The sequence below is a fragment of the Amycolatopsis sp. genome (genome assembly GCF_036008905.1).
Taxonomy (GTDB): Bacteria; Actinomycetota; Actinomycetes; order Mycobacteriales; family Pseudonocardiaceae; genus Amycolatopsis.
In genome coordinates, this window is sequence record NZ_DASYMU010000134.1 from 46025 (window position 1) to 64922 (window position 18898).

Here is an 18898-nt window from a genome sequence, read left to right on the forward strand (position 1 = left end):
GATCGAGGTTAACTCGAGGCCGCACGAGTAACACGCATCTGTTCTGGATGAAACGAGTTGGAAATATTTTAGCGGTCCACTTGCAATCGTCGAATCGTCGCGTTGCAGGAGGCAGCCGTGCCCGAGGTGTTCTTCCGTATTCGCTGGCCGGACAAAACGGTCGATCGATGCTACTCGCCCTCGACCGTTTTGGAGGATTACTTCGCGGTCGGTGACACCTACCCGGTGACCGAATTCGTCGACCGGAGCCGGCAAGCGTTGACGGCGGCTTCGGAACAGGTCCGCAACATCTACCGCTACGGCTGCTCGCAAGCGGCCGCGCAGCTGGCCGACATCGAGCGCGTCGCGGCGCGATTCACCGCCCAGGGTGCGACCGTCACAGTCGAGGGATTCGAGCGATGAGCGAACCCCCGCGAACTGTCCGCGACGACATCGTGGCCTACATCGAGGACTATGTGCTGGCCACGGGCCCGTACCAGGTGCCGCTCAAGCCGCGTATCGCCGGGCGCGTATCGGATGACGTGGCACAACTACACGACAACGCCGATGCGATAGTCGAGGGGATCAAGGCTTCGATCGACGCCTATATCGAAGCCGACGGCCTCGACGCACCCACAGAGAACCGCTACGTCCCGGTGTGGGAGCCCGGCGCCGGACAGTCCGAAGTGGACTTGGGTGCCGCGGGTGTGACGTCGGTCGTGTGGAGCGCGGGATTCGGCCGGGAGCATCGCTGGATCGAGGAGCCGGAGCGCGGCGTCGCCGGTTGCCCTGGGTTGTACTTCATCGGCTTGCCTTGGCAATACACCTGGAGGTCCGGACGATTCCGCGGCGCCGCCGGTGATGCCGAATACCTCGCCACCAACATAGTGTCCTCAGGCAGAGCCGGCACCCGCGAGGTGCATTGGATCGCCGGGACACCGGATAGCACGCTCCCCAGTGACGAATACTGGACGGCGCCGCGCGCGGTGGCTTGAGCGGTACCGGAAGCACCGTGATCCCGTTCACACATTAGCAACATTCGTAACGTTCTTTTGTTCTCGAAGAAATCGCTCCGAAACGACTAATGGATGGAATTGCCCTCATGGATGATTGGGGTATCTTCGACGCACATCGACATATCGGTGTCATGCCCGCATATCCATTTTATGGCGGACCGGCGGTGTGTCCTGACCTGGGCGCCAGGGCGACCATTTCTGAATTGATTTGCGCTTTGGATGCCGAGGGTCGGCGAACTCGTCGAGACGTACGGCGATCAGGTGGCAGTGCACCTCGTCCATTTCGGCGGCGGTATGAGCGGTCATATCAAGCTCGTCGGGCAGCGATTCGTCGATTGGATCGAGGCGGGCAAGCGGGTTTACATGGATTTATCGTGGGCGATCGGGCATGACCGTGTTCTGTTCGCCAACGACCAGTCTTGGGGAGATCGTGCCGGGGAATACGCCCGCCTGCGCGCCACCGTAGGCGACGGCGAACTTGGCGACCTGGCTTCCGGGCGCCTTCGAAAAGCTCTACAGGTAACACTGTAGTGAACAAAATATCCGAGAAAATCAAGGAGAGATCGCGTGTCCGAATTGACCGAGACGGAACAGCAGAGCCTCGCGGAAATCCCGCACCCTTCCCTTCCGGAAGGCTCGAACATTTATGGCGGAACCAAGGTTTTCCCGGACTACCAGGCAGGGCCGGGCCAGTCGTATTTCACGCTGGTGCACGGTATCGCGCACGAGTCCTCGGTGAGCTTCGTGGCGATCCTGCAGGCCACCCGCGCATTGCGCAAGGGGTTCGAGACGGCGATCTACTTCTACGGTCCCGGTTCGATGAACGCCATGGCCACACGAGGGTTTCCGACCACCGGAAACTCGGCGTTCCCGGGTGAGCACAACATCAACGACCAGTTGAAGACCTTCATCAAAGAAGGCGGCAAAGTCTTCTGCTGCCGGTTTGGTCTTTCGCTGCACGGACTTCGGGAGGAAGACCTCATCGAAGGCGTCATCCCGACGCATCCGCTCGACGTGCAGGATGCGCTGATCCACTACGCCAACAAGGGGGCGATCATCAACTCCACCTACATGTGGTAGCCGTCGCGGTGAATTCGCGTTCCCTCTCTCCGGGAGCGCAGGCTGCCGGCCGCCGACGGACCTGATCCGTCCAGCGGGGGCCGGCAGCCCGTGCCACCTAGCCGCAGTAAATCCTCAACCAGGCCCAGCGGTGTTCGAGTTGACTCCTCCGTCACCGCGGGGCATGTGCATTGGCCGCGACGTTTCCACTCTACCAGATTGTCGAGTTGGGCGGCCGCATCTAATCTCTTGCTACGAAAGGATGAACCAGTGCCGCCAATTACCGTAATCTTCGTCGTCTCCGGACTGGCTGTATGGCTCAATGGTCTCGCATTTCTCGGAATCGGCGCAAAAGGGGCGGACTACGGTCCTAACCCACTGAAGACTGTCGGCTGGGTCACTTTGCTGGCCGGCATCGTCGACGGCATCCAGGCCGCCGTGATCATTGTGAAGGCGCCCAGCGAGGTGGGAATTCCACTTGCCGGAATCGTCACGTTCTATTCGACTTTCTTCTTCGCTTTGGGCATTACCCTGATCAACGGTCTCGACCTCAAGCCGATCGGCAACCTGGCGATCGCGGTCGCGATCGTGCCGTTGTTCTGGTGGAAGTTCTTCGACGGCAGCTGGATGCTGCAGTCGATCCTGGTCGTTTGGCTGGTCGCCTTCCTCTCGGTGGCCGGCACGACTTACGGCAAACTGCCGGGCAAGGCACTCGGTGTGGTTCTCACCATCACTTCGCTTTATACGTTCCTCGCCCCCGCCGCGCTGCTTGCACTGGGTAAAACGATTCCTTAACCAAGAAAGTTCCGGTTGTCCGGGGGTGGGCGCAGCGCGGCGTCCGCCCCCGGACGTCCACTCGCTCGTGAAATCTCCCCGCAATATCACCAACTCAACCGTAGTCCGGATGTCACCGGCCAGAATTAATCGTCGTGTTCACTGAATTCATCATTTCAGGGAGTGGTCGTGCGCGTTGATGCAGATGAAAAGCTTGCAGCCAGGGTCGACCTGGCGATAAAGGGCGTGCGAGTGGACGCGCCGGTGCAGCGGAGCAAGGGCGCCGGGCCGAGCGACGACGGCCACCTTGTGGTCGACGGTGCCAACGCGACATTGCCGTTGAATCCGGACAGTCCTTACATCGTGCGCGATGGACGGGTGTTCAACGGCCGGATCGACCTCGGTCTCTCGGTGGAGCCTGTGGCGCGACCGAAATTCTACGATCTCAAGACCGCCGACGGCGTGCCGTACCAGCAGATCGCCTTGCTGCACGGACGTGACGTGCTGGCGACCACCGTCGTGCAGACCTGCATTCGTTATGTGGAAGACCAGCGCTGCCGATTCTGCACCATCGAGGAGTCGCTGCGGGCCGGGTCGACCGTCGCGGCGAAGACTCCCGCGCAATTGGCCGAGGTCGCCGAGGCGGCGGTGCGGCTGGACGGCGTCAGGCAGATGGTCATGACGACAGGTACCACCTCAGGACCGGACCGTGGCGCGCGGCACCTTGTGCGCTGTGTGCGCGCGGTGCTGGACGCCGTGCCTGGCCTGCCGATCCAGGTGCAGATCGAGCCGCCGGGCGAACTGTCGGTGCTCGCCGACCTGCATGCGGCCGGCGCGACTTCGATCGGCATCCACGTCGAATCCCTCGACGAGGAGGTTCGGCGCCGGTGGATGCCGGGCAAGTCCGCGGTGCCGATGAGCGAATACGAGGCCGCCTGGGATGAGGCCGTACGAATCTTCGGCCGGAACCGGGTATCGACTTACCTCCTCATCGGTCTCGGCGAGAAGCCGGATGAGCTGGTCGCGGGCGCGTCGCGGCTGATCGAACGTGGCGTGTACCCGTTCGTGGTCCCGATGCGCCCGATGCTCGGCACGCTCGCCCGGCGAGACGGCGTGCAGGCACCGTCAACGGAACTGGTGCGGGACGTCACCGAGCGGGTGGCAGCGTTGTTGCGCGCCGCGGAGATGAAGGGTGCCGACCAGGAGGCGGGCTGCGCGGCATGCGGCGCGTGTGGTGCGCTGAGCGCCGCGGGGGCGTGACCATGCACGACGTGCTGGCCATTCTCGGCGACCGGGTCAGCAACGCGCGGCAACCGGGGTTCCGGATAACAAGGGCCGACGACGCGCCGGCCATCGCCGCCTATCAGGCCTTACGCACCACGGTTTTCGTTGACGAGCAGGGCCTGTTCACCGGCCACGATCTCGACGAACACGACGCCGATCCGCGCACGGTGGTCCTCGTCGCGCGCGACCGCGACGGCACGGTGATCGGCGGCGTGCGGCTCGGGCCCGCCGACGATGGACCGGATCTGGGCTGGTGGCTCGGTGGCCGGCTGGTCGTGGCCAAGGCCAGCCGGGGTCGCGTCGGGCCCGCGCTGATCCGCGCGGCCTGTGCCTACGCGGAAAACGCCGGCGTGCTGCGATTCGAAGCCACCGTGCAGGTCACCAATGTCGCCCTGTTCACGGAACTGGGCTGGGATTCGGTGCGACCGGTGACCGTTGCGGACACGGCACACGAGTTGATGCGCTGGCCCATTGGCCGGATCGCGACGCTGGCGAAGGCCACCAAGAGCGACCTCGGCTCGCTACTCACCGGGTTGACCGGTGTGCCGGGTTTTGTCGGGGATGATGGTGTTCCGGTGCCGGGCAGCGACCTGGTGGCCGCCTGTGACGCGATCGTGCCGTCCATGGTGGAGCGCGACCCGGAGTGGGCCGGCTGGTGCTCGGTCCTGGTCAACGTCAACGATCTCGCCGCGATGGGCGCTGATCCGGTGGGGCTGCTGGACGCGGTCGGCGCGCGAGACAGGTCCTTCGCGACGCGGGTGTTCGCGGGGCTCCGGCGAGCCAGCGAGGCGTATGGGGTGCCGGTGCTGGGTGGGCACACCCAACTCGGTGTCCCCGCGGCGCTGTCTGTCACGGCCTTGGGCCGGACGGCGGAGCCGATTCCGGGCGGGGGTGGCCGGCCGGGGCATCAGGTGCGGCTGACGGCTGACCTTGGCGGGCAGTGGCGGCAGGGTTATGCCGGTCGGCAGTGGGACAGCACGACTTCCCGGCGCCGGCCGGAATTGCGGGCCATGCTGGGCGCCGTCGCGCAGGGCCGGCCTGCCGCGGCGAAGGACGTCTCGATGGCCGGGATCGCGGGAACACTGGGCATGCTCGCCGAGGCCAGCGGTTGTGGCGCCGAACTCGAACTGGCTCGGATACCGAGGCCGGGCGAGGCCAGTATGGGCGACTGGCTGACCTGTTTCCCCGGTTTCGCGATGCTGACCACCGGCGAACCGGGCGGGGCGCCGCTTCCGGCGGGCCCCGCGACGTCTGTCGATTGTGGACGGCTGGTCGGGGGACAGGGAGTCGTCTTGTGTTGGCCCGATGGGGAGCGGACGGAAGTTCTCGGCGGCGGTGTGACGGGATTGGGAACAGCATGAGCAAGATTCGACTGGCTGCCGTCGCGGCGCCATTTGACCGGGACTTGGCCGGCGATTTCGCTCGAATCGAGCGGATCATCGGGCAGGCACGAGCGGACGGCATCGGGTTACTGGCATTCCCGGAGGCCTGTTTGGGTGGGTATCTGGCCGACCTGGACGGTGACGCGGAAGGGCCGCCGCCGTTGCGGCTCGACAGCCCGGAGATCCTGCGGTTGAGCGCACTCGCGGGAGAAATGGTGGTGGTCGCGGGTTACTGCGAGGACGCCGGTGACAAGTTGTACAACAGTGCGGTGTGCGTCAATGGTGATGGAGTTCTGGGTAATCACCGGAAAGTGCATCAGCCTTTGTCGGAGGACGCCAGCTACGGCGCAGGCAGTTCCTTCGCGGCGTTCGACACACCGGTGGGCCGGGTGGGCATGATGATTTGCTACGACAAGGCGTTTCCCGAATCGGCGCGAATGCTGGCGCTGGACGGGGCGGAGATCGGGGTGTGTATTTCCGCGTGGCCGGGCAGTCGCACGAACTCGGCGGCCGATCTTGCCCAGGACCGGTGGAAACGCCGATTCGATTTGCTGGACCGGGCACGCGCATTGGAGAACCAGATTATCTGGGTGTCGGCGAACCACTCGGGCACGTTTGGTTCGCTGCGGTTCGTGGCCAGTGCCAAGGTGGTGGATCCCGGTGGCGACGTGGTCGCCGACACCGGAGTGGCCGAGGGGCTCGCGGTCGCGGAATTCGACGTCGCACAGGCGCTGGACACGGCGCGCAGATCGATGGGTCACCTGCGGGATCGGCGGCCGGAGGTCTACCCGGACTTTGGGAACGGCGAGAGGGAACTCGCCGTCACGACCTACTGACGCCGATGGGTCTCATCAGGATTGGTGCGGTCGCCGCGCACTTCAGCCGTGATCTCGACTTCGACGTGCAGCGCGTCGGGACGCTCATCGAGCACGCGCGCGGCTCCGGAGTCGGGCTGCTGGTGTTGCCGGACGCGGCACTCGGCGGCTACCTCGCCGACCTGCGCAACCCCGCCCCTGACGCCCTGCCGCCGGCGTTGGCGCGGGAAAGCCCCTACCTGAAGCAGATCGCCGAGTTCGCGGCGGAAATGGTGGTGTGCTTCGGGTTCTGTGAGGCCGAAGGGGACATCCGGTACAACGCGGCCGTCTGCGTGACCGGCGACGGCGTGCTCGGGTGGCATCGGAAGGTACACCAGCCTGCCGGCGAATCCGTGGCCTACACGCCGGGCGACCGGTTCGCGGCCTTCGATACCCCGGTGGGCCGGGTCGGGATGCTGATCGACTACGACAAGACATTCCCGGAGTCGGCGAGAACGCTCGCGGTGGATGGGGCGGAGATCCTCGCGTGCCTTTCGGCGTGGCCCACCAGCATCACCAACCGGGCGCCACGGATGGCGCAGGACCGGCAGTCGCGGTTGTTCGACCTTTACGACCAGGCCAGAGCCGCCGAGAACCAGCTCGTGCTGGCGTCGTCGAACCAGACCGGCGCGATGGGTGGCATGCGCTTCCTCGGGCAGGCCAAGGTCGTCGGCCCCGGCGGAGACATCCTCGCCCGCACCTGGAGCAAAGCCGGGATCGCGGTAGCCGAACTGGATGTGCAGGCCGACATCACCACCGCGCGCCGGGTACTGAAGCACCTCGACGAGCGTAAGCCGACAGCCTACGCCCAATGAAGATCGCACTGCCCGGTTATTCGACGAAGCCGTGGAAGGCGAAGGCGCCGTGCACCACATCGGTCTCCGCCACGGTGGCCGCCGGGGTGTCGTAGTCGGGCTACTTGGCGTTTCGTGCCATGAAGGTGGTGGCGTCGTCCGATTCGGAGTCGATGAAGACGATGTCGTCCGGTCGCCTGCGCGGAACGTCGATGGAAAGAACGACGAATGGATGTTCGTCGATGCGGGGGAAACCGTGCACCTTCTGCCGTTCGAAGCACAGGAACACGCCCGGGCGCGCCTCGTACTCGTTCCCGTCGAGATGGAACAGGCCCTTGCCGCTCACAACGTAGAGGTACTCGTCGCAGTGGTTGTGATAGTGCAGGGGAAGGTCCCGGTAGATGCGGAATATCCGGGAGCTGGCCGACTCCTTGTCGGTGAAGTACTTGTCGGACAGCATCGTTTCCGCCGTCTCCGGCAGCGTGGCCATTTCTTGATGGATGTCGAATACGCTTTGCTTGTTGTCGCTTTCCATGGCGGTCGGTTTCCTTCCTCGGGGGAGCTGACCCTGGACGCAACGATGCCCTCGTTCAAGCGCATCGTCATCGCAGGCAGCGGGAGCGTTGTCCTTTATGGACCATTGGTCGGTGGCCGGCTTGCATGTCGCGGAGCGCGGTGCGGGTTTGTCCGGTGCTCAGCCGCCGGTCCGGGTCCTTGGCGAGGAGTCCCTCGATGACCGGGCGCAGGGGGCCCGCGCGCTGGAACGGCGCCGGTGCGTCTTCGACGACGGCGGTGAACGTGGCGTGCGGGGAGCCCCGGTCGAAGGGTGGTCTGCCCTCGACCGCTGCGAACAGTGTCGCGCCGAGCGAGAACAGATCGGACGCCGGCCCGAATTCACCGCCGTCCACCCGTTCCGGTGCGACGTATGCCGGGCTGCCGGCGAACGTGTCAGCCGCCGAGAGGGTGTCGTCAATGGCGCACGCGATACCGAAGTCGGTCAGGACCACCCGCTCGTCATCGCAGAGATGCACGTTGCCCGGCTTCACATCGAGGTGCACCACACCCGCCTGATGCGTCGCCTGCAGCACGTCGACAAGGCACAGGCCGATTCTTGTCACCTGGTCGACCGGCAGGGGCCCTGCCGCGTGCAGCGTCTCCCGCAGTGTCCGTCCCGACAGTGGCTCCATGACGATCCAGGGGCAGTGGTCCTCCTCGACGACATCGTGAATCTTGACGGCTCCGATGTGGTCGACGCGCGCGGCCGCCCGAGCCTCGCTGAGGGCGGCCGCCCAAGCTTCCCTACGCATCTGTGCCGAGCCCAACCCGTTCAGGAGGACCTGCTTGAGTGCGACAGACCGGTGCAGCACCTCGTCGTCGGCGAGCCAGACGCGACCCATGCCGCCTCGGCCCAGGACCGCCTTGAGGCGATACCGGCGTGCCACGAGGCGACCGGTCGGCTCGGTTACCGGTCCGTCGACGAGGCCGGCCGCGACAGTGGAATGCGGCTCGGCAGCTGCGCAAAGAGTCATGTTCATCTCTTCTTTCGCTTTCACAGAGCCGAATCGCCACCGGGCTGAGCGTCGTCTCACCGAGGAAACTTCGTTGCGAGAACAGCCTCGCGTAACTGTCTTGGCCTGGCGTCGTTGCCAACGGCCGTAGTGCCTTGTTGCTGACTGGAGTCCGCTGATTCCTGCTAGCGGGTAGTCGAGGTGCTCGTCCCCGCTAGTGCCCGTCGTGACTGGGGGCTGGCTGGAATTCGGCGTTATCGGCAAGCGGGTCGATCGGGAGAGCACGGCCGCACGATCGAATGGAAGGTGAGACTGGCCTATCGGCCGGTTCCGAGCGCGCTGGACGCCTCGGCCGTAAGGCCGATGAGCTGGTTCACGGCCTCTGCGATCAGGTACCCGATCTCCAGCTGGATCCATAGGCGGTGGAGCGCGCTCGACATGTCCGAAGTGGTCTGGAACCTTCTGATCGCCATGTCGAGGTCACGAAGCCAGCCGTCCAAGTACGGATCGGCCGCCAGGCGTTGCACCATCTCATTGATGTGGGCGGCGAGAGCTGGGGTGAGCCACGTCCCGCCGGTCTCCAGGAGTCGGCTTCGGACGGTGGAGTTGAGGAAGGACCAGTGTGCCGAAATCTCGGCCACCGCGGTAACAGCCTGCTTGCCCGGTCTGATGGCCGACTTGAAATCCGCCAACGCCGAGTCCAGCGTGCCGTCTGCCATCAACTCCCGCAATGCGCACAGGCTCTCCCTGTCCTGGGTGCTTTCCCACTGTCTGATCGTTTCTTGCGCCGCTCTCTCCACGTTCAGCAGTTCGGTCTCGGCGTTGCGCAGGTCGCTCAGCGGACCAGGGCACAGTCTCGGGGCAGTCGCGGCAAGATCGTCGACAACCGTGGCCGCCAGACGCCGTGCCGCTCGTGCCTCCACCGCTTCTGCCTGCGCCACTCCCAGCCGCTGAAGCACGATCAAAGCGAGCGGGATACCGAACATCGCCGCGGTCAACGACGAGAACACATTGGTGATGAACGGCTTGTTCGACCAGAACCCAGCCTGATCGCCCCACCAGCCCGCCGCGAGCAGGGCAATGCCGATACCCCACAACACCAGCCAGAGACCGCGTAAAGCGCCAGGAGTCTCGTTCCACACCCTGCGCATCAGTCACAACATCCCATCGCGCGACGCCGGAAGGCAGACGCTACGCCGCTTCGCCGGGTTTCCGAAGAGTTCCGTCAAGACCCGCTGAGGCTCGCCGTGTGGTGCGCCACAGTGGCACTCGCGCATTCCCGCTACCCGCAATCGGCGGTTACCGCTGGCGGGCAAGGCGGGCGGCGCGCAGTCCCAGGATTCCAGCCAGCCGGAATGGACAACGGGCGCCTGCCAGGCAGACCTGGCGCCGGCAAAACGGGACTCTTGGCAAGTTAGAGAAACGCGCTGACGGCGACAAGTCAGGGAGAAAATCATGAGCCTGCACTCCACCACTGCCTTTGTTCCCTCGCTCGAGGTGGGATGGGAACCCCGATCGAGGCATCGAGCGATGGTGTTCGCCGTGCTCACCGCCGTCATCGTGCTGGATCAGCTGACAAAATGGTGGGCTTGGCGGCACGCCTCGGTCGCGCATATCAATGACGGTGGCAACCCGCTTGTGGGAGCCACGGTCGGCGGGTGGTACGCCGATCCGCTGACCGGTGCGTTGCTCGATCTGCTGGACGTCGGATTGTTGAGCGTCGCCGTGGCTGTATTGATACGGCGGTGTCGCCCGGTCATGATTCTGATCACCGGAGCGCTCATGACCGGCGGGTGGATCAGCAACCTTGGTGATCGTCTCGGCATGCATTATCTGACCGCTCCCGGAAGTGTGCGTGGCGCGGTTGATTTCATTCATCTCGGCGCCGTCTACTACAACGTGGCGGACGTGTTCATTGCCGCCGGGACAGTTCTTTTCCTGCTGACCGCGGGTGTGGTGGCCATGAGCAGGTCTCACGTAACCGGCTCCGGGGCGCCGACGGCGACCTCCCGGCTTCGGGCCAAGGGATGGACGTCCGCGATCGCCGGCGCCGTCTGCGTCATCTCCGTCGTCGGGTTCGGCGCGGTGAACTACGGCGGAGTAACCGATTCGACCGCCACGGACAGGGCAGTCATCCATTCATCGGCCTGAGCGCCGGAGTTCACACCGTGCGAGAAACCGCACTTTCGGCCTGCGCGCAGATCTCGGCGGTGGTAAATGAACGACGGGGGTCGATAATGGCGTTCATGACAGTGGAGCCGCTATGCGGGTGATCCTGGCCGAAGACGACGTGCTGCTTCGGGAGGGCCTGGCCAGCCTGCTCGAACGCTCCGGTTTCGAGGTCGTCGGGCAGGTCGGTGACGGCACTCGACTGGTGGAGCTGGTGCGCGAGCTCGAGCCGGAGCTGGCGGTGGTCGACATCCGGATGCCGCCGACACACACCACCGAAGGGCTGGACGCGGCCAGGCAGATCCGCGAGGAGTTCCCCGGGGTCGCCATCCTGGTGCTGTCGGCCCATGTCGAGGTCGAGCACGCGATGGAGCTGCTGGCCAGCGGCCAGCGGATCGGCTACCTGCTCAAGAGCCGGATCACCGACGTCGAGGACTTCATCGAGACCCTTGAGCGGATCGCCAAGGGGGGCTCGGTGGTGGATCCCGCCCTGGTACGGGAGTTGGTGGCCGCCCGCAAGCGCGACGACCCGCTCGCCGTGCTCAGCGAGCGGGAGCAGGAGGTGCTGGCGCTGATGGCCGAGGGGCGCTCCAACGGCGGCATCGCACGCCGGCTGTGGGTCACCGAGGGGACCGTGGAGAAGCACGTGCGCCACATCCTGGCCAAGCTGAACCTCGGGGAGGCCGACGACGATCACCGCCGGGTACTCGCGGTGATCAGATTCCTCGAGGCCCGCTGACCGGACCGATAGCGTTCACCGCCCGAGCAGGATGGATTCCTTGCTCAGGGCGGTTTTGAGCATGAATCCTGCCGCCGGACTCGCCGGGATCAGTTCGGTGTAGTCCTCTTCGGCGCGGGATGGAGCCGTTGCGCCACCGATTGTGGCGCAGCTTGTGGCGGATGACATCAGGTACGGAATGACCACGCTGCAGACCAATCCGGCGGCCGGGCGTTGCAGCTAGCCGGTATGCGGAGTCGCCAGCTCTCCAGGAGCCCCGATTGGTGCTGGCGGCGATGAAACCCAAGCCTGCCGCGGCGAGGCTGGACATCAGAAACTCCGGACATCACAAGGAGAAACGAGCATGCGATACGTGAATCTCGGGCGGACTGGGCTCAAGGTCTCCGCCGTCTCATTCGGTACCTGGGCGTTCGGTGGCGAATGGGGCGCGGTCGACGCCGAAGAGGGCACCGCCGCGATCCACCGGGCGCTCGATCTCGGTATCAACCTGTTCGACACCGCGCAGGGCTACGGCTTCGGTGCCGCCGAGCGGCTGCTCGGACAAGCCCTATGGCAGCGGGCCCGGCGCGACGATGTCGTCATTGCCACCAAGGGTGGCTTGCGGATGGAAGGCGACACGCTGCTCCGTGACGCGAGTGCGAAGTGGCTGCGCGAGGGCGCCGAGGCGAGCCTGCGCGACCTCGGTACCGACTACATCGATCTCTACCAGATTCACTGGCCTGACCCGCGCACCCCGGCCGAGGAAACCGCCGAAGCGCTCGAACAGCTGGTCACCTCAGGCAAGATCCGCTATGTCGGCGTCTCCAACTACGACGTCGAGGAGATGGAAGCGCTCCGCAGTCTCGGGTGGCTGGAGACCCTGCAGCCGCCGTACCACATGTTCCACCGGTCCATAGAAGACGAGATCCTGCCTTACACCGCACAGCACGACATCGGCGTGCTCGTGTACGGACCGCTGGCCCACGGCTTGCTCAGCGGCCGCATGACGCCGGACACGACATTCACCGCCGATGACTGGCGTGGCAAGAGTCCGGACTTCACCGGCGAGACCTTCCAGCGGAACCTGCGGGTGGTGGAGCGGCTCAAGCAGTTCGTGCGGGAACGGGACGTCACGCTGCCCGGGTTGGCGGTCGCCTGGACGCTGGCCAATCCGGCGGTCGACGTCGCGATCGTCGGTGGCCGCCGACCGGATCAGCTCGATGGCACCGCGACGGCTGCCGACCCGCATCTCTCGCCGGCGGAGCTCGGCGAGATCAACACGATCCTCGCTGACGCGGTGCCCATGTGGGGACCGCACCCAGAAGGCATGTGACAGAAGGAGAATCATGGCAAAGCTGGCATTCCTCGGTTTGGGTCTGATGGGCACGCCGATGGCGACCCGGTTACTGGAGGCCGGCCACGATCTCACCGTCTGGAATCGCACGAGTGCCAAGGCCGGTCCTCTCGTGGACCAGGGCGCACGGGCGGCCGCGTCGCCCGCTGAGGCGGTCGACGGCGTCGATGCCGTCATCACGATGATGGCGAACCCGCAGGCGTTGGAGCAGGTGCTGTTCGGCGACAACGGTGTGGCCGGCGCCATCGGCTCCGGGCAATGGTTCATCGACATGTCCACCGTAGGCCCGCAGATGATCCACTCGGTCGTGCGGCGACTGCCGAACTCGTGCCACCTGATCGACGCCCCCGTGCGCGGAAGTGTCCCCGAGGCGACCACGGGCCGGCTCGCCATCTATGTCGGCGCGACGCCGGCAGACTTCGAGCAAGTCCAGCCGCTGCTCGCCACGCTCGGCACCCCGCACCACGTGGGCGGCCCAGGAGCGGGCGCGGCGACCAAAGTGGTTGTCAACCTGACGCTCGGCGTGGCGATGGCGGCGCTCGGTGAGGCGCTGGCGTTGGGCGACGCACTCGGGCTCGACGAAGGGACCCTGCTGGACATCCTGGCCGAGTCGCCGATCGGGCCCACGGTCCGGGCCAAGCGCGCGAACATCGAGTCCGGTACCTACCCGCCGAACTTCAAGCTGACGCTCGCGCTGAAGGACCTTCGTCTGGTCACCGACGAAGCCACGAAGGCCGGCGAGGACCTCAAACTCGCCGCGGCGACACGCACGTGGCTCGAGCAGGCGGCTGGCGAAGGGGCGAGCGAGCTCGACTTCTCGGCGGTGGTCGCGACGATCCTGGCATCCCGTCCGGCCTGACCGGCTTTCAGGAGGTTGTCATGGCTGTGGACTTACCGACCAGCCGCCGCAGGCTGGTGGCCGCCATGCTGGTACTCACGGTGGCCACCGGTCTGATCGACGCGGTGAGCTATCTCCGAATGGGGCACGTGTTCGTCGCCAACATGACCGGAAACGTCGTGTTCCTCGGCTTCGCCCTCCAGCCGGACTCCGGGCTGTCGCTTTTGGCCTCGGCAGTGGCGATCGGTGGGTTCCTTTGTGGAGCGGTAGGCGGCGGGCGAATCGCCGCACGCTTGGCAGGCCGGTCCCCAACGTGGCTGCGTACCGCCTTTGCCGTGCAGGCCGCCCTTCTCGTCGTGGTCGCCGCGCTTGGCGGGCTCGGTGTGTTGGCCTACGCCGGACACGGCGCGCTGGTCACCATCGCCGTGCTCGCCGCCGGCTTCGGCCTGCAGAACGCCACGGTGAGGCGCTTGGCCGTGCCTGACCTGACCACGACCGTGCTCACGCTTGGCCTTACCGGCCTGGCCGCGGACAGTCGCCTCGCCGGCGGCCCCGGAGCCCGCCCCCACCGACGGCTCGGCTCGGTACTGGCCATGCTGGCCGGCGCTGCCGCGGGCACCCTTCTTCTGCTGGTCGCCACCCCCACCGTGGTCATCGCCTCAGCCGCCGCCTTGGTCATCATTGCCACGACCCTGCTGACCGTGACATCCCGAGTCGTACAGGCAGGGAAGCGATAGCCTTCGTCCTGATCGAATCTTTGCTCGGGCGGCTCGCAGGGGCTCAGGACTGTCTGCCGGCGGACTGTTCGACCGGCAGCGACACCTGGATCACCGTGCCGTCACCGGCGAGGCTGGTGATGCCGATCGCCCCACCGAGGGCTTCGACCCGGTCTCGTAGCCCGGTCAGCCCCGATCCTCGCTCCGGGTCCGCCCCGCCGATGCCGTCGTCACGAACGGACAGCCGCAGTGTGGCGTCGTGCTGCTCGACGGTCACCTCCACATGGGACGCACCGGCATACTTGGTCGTGTTGGTGACCGCCTCGGAAACGACGTAGTACGCCGCCACCTCCACCGGCGGCGGATACCGGGAACCGGTGTCGACGCGCAGCTCTACCGGGACGGCGCTGCGCCGGACGAGCGCGCGCAGCCCCGGCCTGAGGCCACCCTCGGACAGGATCGCCGGATGCAGCCCTCGCGAGATCTCCCGCAACTCCTCCAGCGCCGAGGAAAGAGCGTCGATGGCGTGGCCGATGTCCGCCCGCAGCTCCGGCATGTTCTCGGGCACCGTGTCCTGGACCACGCGCAGATCGAGCGCCAGCGAGACGAGTCGTTGTTGCGCTCCATCGTGGAGGTCCCGCTCCAGCCGTCGCCGCGCTTCGTCCGCGGCGGCGACCACCCGCGCACGTGACGCGGCGAGCTGCGCGCGGCTGTCCGCGTTCTCGATGGCGGTGACGATCAGCTCGGTGAAGCTCGCGAGCTGGGACTCCGTGTCAGCCGGGAAGGGTTCGTCACGCCTCCTGGAGGCGGCGATCACGCCCCACAGGTGGCCGGCCACGACGATCGGGCAACCGACCGACGAGCGGATACCCAGTTCACGCGCCTCCTGGGCGATCGCGCCCGTGGCGTCGGCAAAGCTCTCGACCCGCACCGGACCGTCGCCGTGCCGGACGGCGCGGGCAATGCTCGGCCCGTCGAGGTCGAATCGCGTCCCCACCGCCAGCTGGGCCGGCACCCTGCTCCAGACAGCCACGCCGGTCACGGTCCCGTCTTCCTCGTACTGCTCCATGCGGGCCAGATCGGCACCGCAAAGCAGACCGACCTCGCACGTGACAGCCTCGAAGACCTCCGACGCCGGGACCGATCGCGCGACCATGGTCGCGACCCGCCGCAACGCCGCCTGTTCCTCGGACAGGCGAGCCGAGCGCAGCGCCGCCCGCCGCAGCCGGGCCGCGAGCTGCCCGACGACGACCGCCGTGATGAGGAAGATGACCAGCGCGACGAGGCTCCACGAGTCGGTGATCTCGAACGAATTGAGCGGAGAAACGAACACGCACGTGTAGGCCAGGGCGCTCAAGCACGCGATGACCACCGCCAGCCCGATCCCCCACACGATGGCCACCGGCATGACCACCAGCAGGTAGAGCATCAGCAGGCGCGGCGCGGGCACGTGCGGATCGAGGAGCGCGAGCACGCCGGTCACCGCCGCCACCGCGACCGCGCCCGCGAGCAGTCCGGACAGCCAGCGCGCGACGGGTGACCTCACCCGTCGCTGTGCTCTCTCGTCACCACCCACTTCGACCCCGATCGGATGTCGCCAGTGATGCGCACTCACGATACGCGCCGGGAGAACACGACGGCCCGCGAAGGAGCGGCGGGCACCGGCCGTGGTCGCCTATTCCGGCGCCTCGGCGGCCGAGCCGGCGATCAGGTCGCGGTAGTCCTCCTGATGGTTCAGCCGCCCGGCCAGCTCCAGTCCGCTTTCCCAGCCGGTGCCAGCCGCGCTACCTGGCGGGCAGGACGGCCACGACCGTGGTGCCTTCGCCGGCCGGACTGGTGATCGAGATCGTCCCGCCCAGCGCCTGGACCCGGTCAGTGAGACCGATGAGCCCGGAGCCCTTTGCCGGCGTGGCCCCGCCGATCCCGTCGTCGCGGACCGACACATGGAGGTGGGCGTCCTGGGTTCGCACTTCGACGCGGACGACCGACGCGTCGGCGTGCTTGGCGGCGTTCGCGAGTGCCTCGGACACGACGTAATATGCGACGACTTCGACTTGGTCAGGCGGCCGCGCCGGCACCTCGACGGTGAGTTCGACCGCGACTGCCGAACGACGGGCGAGTGCTCTGAGCGCGGGGCGGAGACCGCCCTCGGACAGAACCGCGGGGTGGATGCCACGGGAGAATTCCCGCAGCTCGCCGGTCGCGCCGGCCAGGCCGTCAGCGATCTCACCGAGCTGTGTCCTGAGCTCGGTCTGCCCAGCCGGTGTGATCGCCTCCGCGGCACGCAACTCCAGCGCGAGCGACACCAATCGCTGCTGGATGCCGTCGTGCAGGTCTCGCTCGATGCGTCGCCGCGCCTGGTCGGCGGTTGTCACGAGCCGTGCGCGCGAAGCGGCCAGCTCCGCACGGCTCTCCTGCAGCGAGCCGGCCATCGTGTTGAAGCTCCGCTCCAGCACCCCGATCTCGCCAGGGCTGTGCTCGGCCAGCCGAGCCCCGAGATCGCCGTCGGCGAGCCGGCCGGCCATGGCGGCCGCCCTGCGGACCGGCCGGACGATCGCCCGTGTCAGATAGCCCGTGAACAGCAGGATGAGGACAATCGATCCGATGAGCCCACCGGCCGCCGTGACGACCGCGCGCTGGGCAGCCACCTCGGAATCGTTCTGCCATGCCACTTCCAGGCCCTGTTCGGCCGCCACCAGCGTGTCGAACTCGCCCCGGATCGCATCGATGCGCTGTTTGCCCTCTTCGGTCACCGGCACTGATCGGATGGCGGTGGGATCAATCCGCGCGGCGTCGATGATCGGATCCGAATAGTCCTTGAAGTAGGACACGATGGCCTGATTGATCCGCTGGGCACGGACCAGCTGGTCGGGGCCGTCGGCGACAAGTTGTTTCAGCCTCGCCGCCTGCTCGGGTAAAGCGGCCTGAGCTGCGCGCCAGGGATCGAGGAAGCTCTCCTGCCTGGTGATGGCGAATCCGCGCGTGCCCGTCTCGGCATCGACGACGATCCGCTCGAACCGGTTGGCCGCCACGAGCACTTCCTCGGACTGCCGTGCGCGCTGTTCGGCCACGCGCAGGTCGGTTATCGAGAAGAACAGAACCGTGAAGGCGGCGCCAACGACCAACGCGAGTACCCCGCTTGCGACGAGCATGCGACCGGTAAGGCCGCCATTCACGGCGACCCGCTCATTAATGAGCCGCTATTCGCTATCGGGGTCATCGCCCGGCCTCCGAGGCTTTCCCAAGCCCAGCAGGCTCCTGATGGTGTCACCCGACAGGGTGATCTTGGGCAGGAATCCCACCGCCGGACTGGCTGCGATCAGGTCCGCGTAGTCCTCCTCGGAGTGGGTCGAGATCAGGATCGCCCGCGTCGTCGATGCTCCAGTCGGGCTGTGTAGGCGCCGCACGACCTCGAAACCGCTCTCGCCACCGAGGTCGATGTCGACCAGCACGATGTCCGGCCGCAGGTCCGTGGCTTTCCGCAGCGCCTCCGCGAGGCTCGACGCCATGCCCACCACGGTGATGCCCTCTCGCTCCAGCACACCGCGCACGGCGTGCAGGAAGCGGGAATTGTCGTCGACGATCAGGCAGCGCAACACCACTCCAGAATCGCAGGAGAACCACCCGCACCGCATTCCCGCTAGCTGCACACCTGCTCGCCCAGGTCAGCCGGGGTTGAGCGTTCCAGCTGGCTGCAACATCGAGTCACTTCTGCCAGAACGGACCGTGGATCACTGCTGGACTATCCTTGCCCGAGCAGGTGCGGGAACCACAGCCTCGCGACGGCGCCTCGTGCGATGAGGAATCCGGCGATGGCGAGCACCCAGCCGGTGGCACTGCCCGCTTTTTCGGTGATCCAGGTGTTCATGCGTTGCAGGATTGGTTCGATGCGGGACCGGCTGGCGATCCGTGCGGTGAGCAGTACTCCAGCGGGGAGCACCATGACGACGCAGTATCCCGCGAGCAGTGTCGTCACCGCGGCGCTGTCGAGGTTCGATGTGTCATTATTCCGATGGCGCCGGGCTACGGTTACTGCGCGTCGTATTCGCGGTACTACTGGGGCTTGACGCTGTATCTGGTGTGCACCGGAGATGGGATGGCGGTCATGTGGTGCCTGGCGAACCCGAAGATCGGGGAACGTGAGGTGCTGGCCGCGTTGCTTCAGTGCGACCACCATTTCATCCGTGGCGGTCAGGTCCTGTTGGCGGACAAAGGGTTTCGCGGGTAGGGATGTCGAAGAATTCACCACTGCGCTGGGGCTGCGGCTGCGGCGTCCCGACCGCAAAGACGAGACTTGCCGCAACGGCAACCTCGGTGGGGTCCGGCAGTGGATCGAGTCGGTCAACCAGCTCCTTAAAGGTCAACTCGATCTCGAACGTCACGGTGGCCGGACCCCGTCCGGGGTTCTTGTGCGGGTCGCGCAACGGCTGCTCGCCATGGCCGCGGGTATCTG

22 protein-coding genes and 1 pseudogene are annotated in these 18898 nt (G+C 66.3%); 15 read left to right on the top strand and 8 right to left on the bottom strand.

The features are described from left to right. The first annotated feature begins 117 nt into the window (after positions 1 to 117). The 9 genes from VGP60_RS23390 (at position 118) to VGP60_RS23430 (ending at position 7163) form a co-directional block, all read left to right on the top strand. Positions 118 to 402, top strand: a complete 285-nt coding sequence (locus VGP60_RS23390; RefSeq protein WP_327550208.1) for an MSMEG_0570 family nitrogen starvation response protein — start codon at positions 118 to 120, stop codon at positions 400 to 402. Then, complete coding sequence (locus VGP60_RS23395; RefSeq protein ID WP_327550209.1) at positions 399 to 974, top strand: hypothetical protein; 576 nt, start codon at positions 399 to 401, stop codon at positions 972 to 974. The genes VGP60_RS23390 and VGP60_RS23395 overlap by 4 nt, the downstream gene beginning before the upstream one ends. Positions 975 to 1214: 240 nt before the next feature. Then, positions 1215 to 1526, top strand: coding sequence for a hypothetical protein (locus VGP60_RS23400; RefSeq protein ID WP_327550210.1), 312 nt, complete (start codon positions 1215 to 1217; stop codon positions 1524 to 1526). A gap of 36 nt (positions 1527 to 1562) precedes the next feature. Then, a complete protein-coding gene (locus VGP60_RS23405) occupies positions 1563 to 2075 on the top strand; it encodes an MSMEG_0572/Sll0783 family nitrogen starvation response protein (protein WP_327550211.1) in 513 nt (170 codons plus the stop codon). Positions 2076 to 2324: 249 nt separating this feature from the next. Next, positions 2325 to 2849 (top strand): hypothetical protein, encoded by a 525-nt coding sequence (locus VGP60_RS23410; protein ID WP_327550212.1) that lies wholly within the window; start codon positions 2325 to 2327, stop codon positions 2847 to 2849. A gap of 168 nt (positions 2850 to 3017) precedes the next feature. Next, positions 3018 to 4088, top strand: coding sequence for an MSMEG_0568 family radical SAM protein (locus VGP60_RS23415; RefSeq protein ID WP_327550213.1), 1071 nt, complete (start codon positions 3018 to 3020; stop codon positions 4086 to 4088). A gap of 2 nt (positions 4089 to 4090) precedes the next feature. Beyond that, positions 4091 to 5473: an MSMEG_0567/sll0787 family protein gene (locus VGP60_RS23420; protein ID WP_327550214.1), complete on the top strand. Its 1383-nt coding sequence runs from the start codon at positions 4091 to 4093 to the stop codon at positions 5471 to 5473. Further along, on the top strand, positions 5470 to 6330 hold the full coding sequence (locus VGP60_RS23425) for a carbon-nitrogen hydrolase family protein (protein ID WP_327550215.1): 861 nt from the start codon (positions 5470 to 5472) through the stop codon (positions 6328 to 6330). The genes VGP60_RS23420 and VGP60_RS23425 overlap by 4 nt, the downstream gene beginning before the upstream one ends. 5 nt (positions 6331 to 6335) lie before the next feature. Beyond that, entirely contained in the window at positions 6336 to 7163 is an 828-nt protein-coding gene (locus tag VGP60_RS23430) for a carbon-nitrogen hydrolase family protein (protein WP_327550216.1), read from the top strand. Between the two features lie 100 nt (positions 7164 to 7263). On the opposite strand, the gene VGP60_RS23435 is transcribed toward VGP60_RS23430, so the two are convergent. From VGP60_RS23435 to VGP60_RS23445, 3 genes are all read right to left on the bottom strand, one after another. Continuing rightward, on the bottom strand, positions 7264 to 7677 hold the full coding sequence (locus VGP60_RS23435) for a cupin domain-containing protein (protein ID WP_327550217.1): 414 nt from the start codon (positions 7675 to 7677) through the stop codon (positions 7264 to 7266). 67 nt (positions 7678 to 7744) lie between these two features. Continuing rightward, on the bottom strand, positions 7745 to 8671 hold the full coding sequence (locus VGP60_RS23440; protein WP_327550218.1) for a serine/threonine-protein kinase: 927 nt from the start codon (positions 8669 to 8671) through the stop codon (positions 7745 to 7747). Positions 8672 to 8967: 296 nt separating this feature from the next. Continuing rightward, a complete protein-coding gene (locus VGP60_RS23445) occupies positions 8968 to 9801 on the bottom strand; it encodes a hypothetical protein (protein ID WP_327550219.1) in 834 nt (277 codons plus the stop codon). A 304-nt stretch (positions 9802 to 10105) separates the two neighbouring features. Between VGP60_RS23445 and VGP60_RS23450 the strand changes: the two genes are divergently transcribed. Further along, positions 10106 to 10801 carry a signal peptidase II gene (locus VGP60_RS23450; RefSeq protein WP_327550220.1) on the top strand — a complete coding sequence of 232 codons (696 nt, stop codon included), beginning with the start codon at positions 10106 to 10108 and terminating at the stop codon, positions 10799 to 10801. Positions 10802 to 10913: 112 nt separating this feature from the next. After that, the gene (locus tag VGP60_RS23455; RefSeq protein ID WP_327550221.1) at positions 10914 to 11558 is read left to right on the top strand and encodes a response regulator transcription factor; all 645 of its coding nucleotides are present in this window, start codon (positions 10914 to 10916) and stop codon (positions 11556 to 11558) included. A 15-nt stretch (positions 11559 to 11573) separates the two neighbouring features. Here VGP60_RS23455 and VGP60_RS23460 read toward each other — a convergent pair whose 3' ends face one another. Continuing rightward, positions 11574 to 11726, bottom strand: coding sequence for a hypothetical protein (locus VGP60_RS23460; protein WP_327550222.1), 153 nt, complete (start codon positions 11724 to 11726; stop codon positions 11574 to 11576). 175 nt (positions 11727 to 11901) lie between these two features. Between VGP60_RS23460 and VGP60_RS23465 the strand changes: the two genes are divergently transcribed. The 3 genes from VGP60_RS23465 to VGP60_RS23475 are packed head-to-tail and all read left to right on the top strand — an operon-like array spanning position 11902 to position 14466. After that, a complete protein-coding gene (locus VGP60_RS23465; RefSeq protein ID WP_327550223.1) occupies positions 11902 to 12870 on the top strand; it encodes an aldo/keto reductase in 969 nt (322 codons plus the stop codon). Positions 12871 to 12883: 13 nt separating this feature from the next. Then, positions 12884 to 13750, top strand: a complete 867-nt coding sequence (locus VGP60_RS23470) for an NAD(P)-dependent oxidoreductase (protein ID WP_327550224.1) — start codon at positions 12884 to 12886, stop codon at positions 13748 to 13750. Positions 13751 to 13770: 20 nt separating this feature from the next. Then, the gene (locus VGP60_RS23475; RefSeq protein WP_327550225.1) at positions 13771 to 14466 is read left to right on the top strand and encodes a YoaK family protein; all 696 of its coding nucleotides are present in this window, start codon (positions 13771 to 13773) and stop codon (positions 14464 to 14466) included. Positions 14467 to 14509: 43 nt separating this feature from the next. Here VGP60_RS23475 and VGP60_RS23480 read toward each other — a convergent pair whose 3' ends face one another. The 4 genes from VGP60_RS23480 to VGP60_RS23495 form a co-directional block, all read right to left on the bottom strand. Further along, complete coding sequence (locus VGP60_RS23480; protein WP_327550226.1) at positions 14510 to 15991, bottom strand: DUF4118 domain-containing protein; 1482 nt, start codon at positions 15989 to 15991, stop codon at positions 14510 to 14512. Positions 15992 to 16229: 238 nt separating this feature from the next. Then, the gene (locus VGP60_RS23485; protein ID WP_327550227.1) at positions 16230 to 17597 is read right to left on the bottom strand and encodes a CHASE3 domain-containing protein; all 1368 of its coding nucleotides are present in this window, start codon (positions 17595 to 17597) and stop codon (positions 16230 to 16232) included. 48 nt (positions 17598 to 17645) lie between these two features. Beyond that, complete coding sequence (locus VGP60_RS23490; protein ID WP_327550228.1) at positions 17646 to 18044, bottom strand: response regulator transcription factor; 399 nt, start codon at positions 18042 to 18044, stop codon at positions 17646 to 17648. Positions 18045 to 18187: 143 nt separating this feature from the next. Next, positions 18188 to 18538 (bottom strand): GAP family protein, encoded by a 351-nt coding sequence (locus VGP60_RS23495; protein ID WP_327550229.1) that lies wholly within the window; start codon positions 18536 to 18538, stop codon positions 18188 to 18190. On the opposite strand from VGP60_RS23495, the pseudogene VGP60_RS23500 reads away from it, so the two are divergent. Beyond that, positions 18467 to 18898 (top strand): annotated as a pseudogene (locus VGP60_RS23500) (IS982 family transposase); the annotation flags it as partial. The gene VGP60_RS23495 and the pseudogene VGP60_RS23500 sit on opposite strands and share 72 nt — an antisense overlap.

Bases quoted from the DNA above. Each gene is read 5' to 3' on its own strand.
- VGP60_RS23395 (WP_327550209.1), top strand. From the start codon at position 399: ATGAGCGAACCCCCGCGAACTGTCCGCGACGACATCGTGGCCTACATC.
- VGP60_RS23400 (WP_327550210.1), top strand. From the start codon at position 1,215: ATGCCGAGGGTCGGCGAACTCGTCGAGACGTACGGCGATCAGGTGGCA.
- VGP60_RS23420 (WP_327550214.1), top strand. From the start codon at position 4,091: ATGCACGACGTGCTGGCCATTCTCGGCGACCGGGTCAGCAACGCGCGG.
- VGP60_RS23425 (WP_327550215.1), top strand. From the start codon at position 5,470: ATGAGCAAGATTCGACTGGCTGCCGTCGCGGCGCCATTTGACCGGGAC.
- VGP60_RS23430 (WP_327550216.1), top strand. From the start codon at position 6,336: ATGGGTCTCATCAGGATTGGTGCGGTCGCCGCGCACTTCAGCCGTGAT.
- VGP60_RS23435 (WP_327550217.1), bottom strand. From the start codon at position 7,677: ATGGAAAGCGACAACAAGCAAAGCGTATTCGACATCCATCAAGAAATG.
- VGP60_RS23440 (WP_327550218.1), bottom strand. From the start codon at position 8,671: ATGACTCTTTGCGCAGCTGCCGAGCCGCATTCCACTGTCGCGGCCGGC.
- VGP60_RS23445 (WP_327550219.1), bottom strand. From the start codon at position 9,801: ATGCGCAGGGTGTGGAACGAGACTCCTGGCGCTTTACGCGGTCTCTGG.
- VGP60_RS23450 (WP_327550220.1), top strand. From the start codon at position 10,106: ATGAGCCTGCACTCCACCACTGCCTTTGTTCCCTCGCTCGAGGTGGGA.
- VGP60_RS23455 (WP_327550221.1), top strand. From the start codon at position 10,914: ATGCGGGTGATCCTGGCCGAAGACGACGTGCTGCTTCGGGAGGGCCTG.
- VGP60_RS23460 (WP_327550222.1), bottom strand. From the start codon at position 11,726: ATGTCATCCGCCACAAGCTGCGCCACAATCGGTGGCGCAACGGCTCCA.
- VGP60_RS23465 (WP_327550223.1), top strand. From the start codon at position 11,902: ATGCGATACGTGAATCTCGGGCGGACTGGGCTCAAGGTCTCCGCCGTC.
- VGP60_RS23470 (WP_327550224.1), top strand. From the start codon at position 12,884: ATGGCAAAGCTGGCATTCCTCGGTTTGGGTCTGATGGGCACGCCGATG.
- VGP60_RS23475 (WP_327550225.1), top strand. From the start codon at position 13,771: ATGGCTGTGGACTTACCGACCAGCCGCCGCAGGCTGGTGGCCGCCATG.
- VGP60_RS23485 (WP_327550227.1), bottom strand. From the start codon at position 17,597: ATGCTCGTCGCAAGCGGGGTACTCGCGTTGGTCGTTGGCGCCGCCTTC.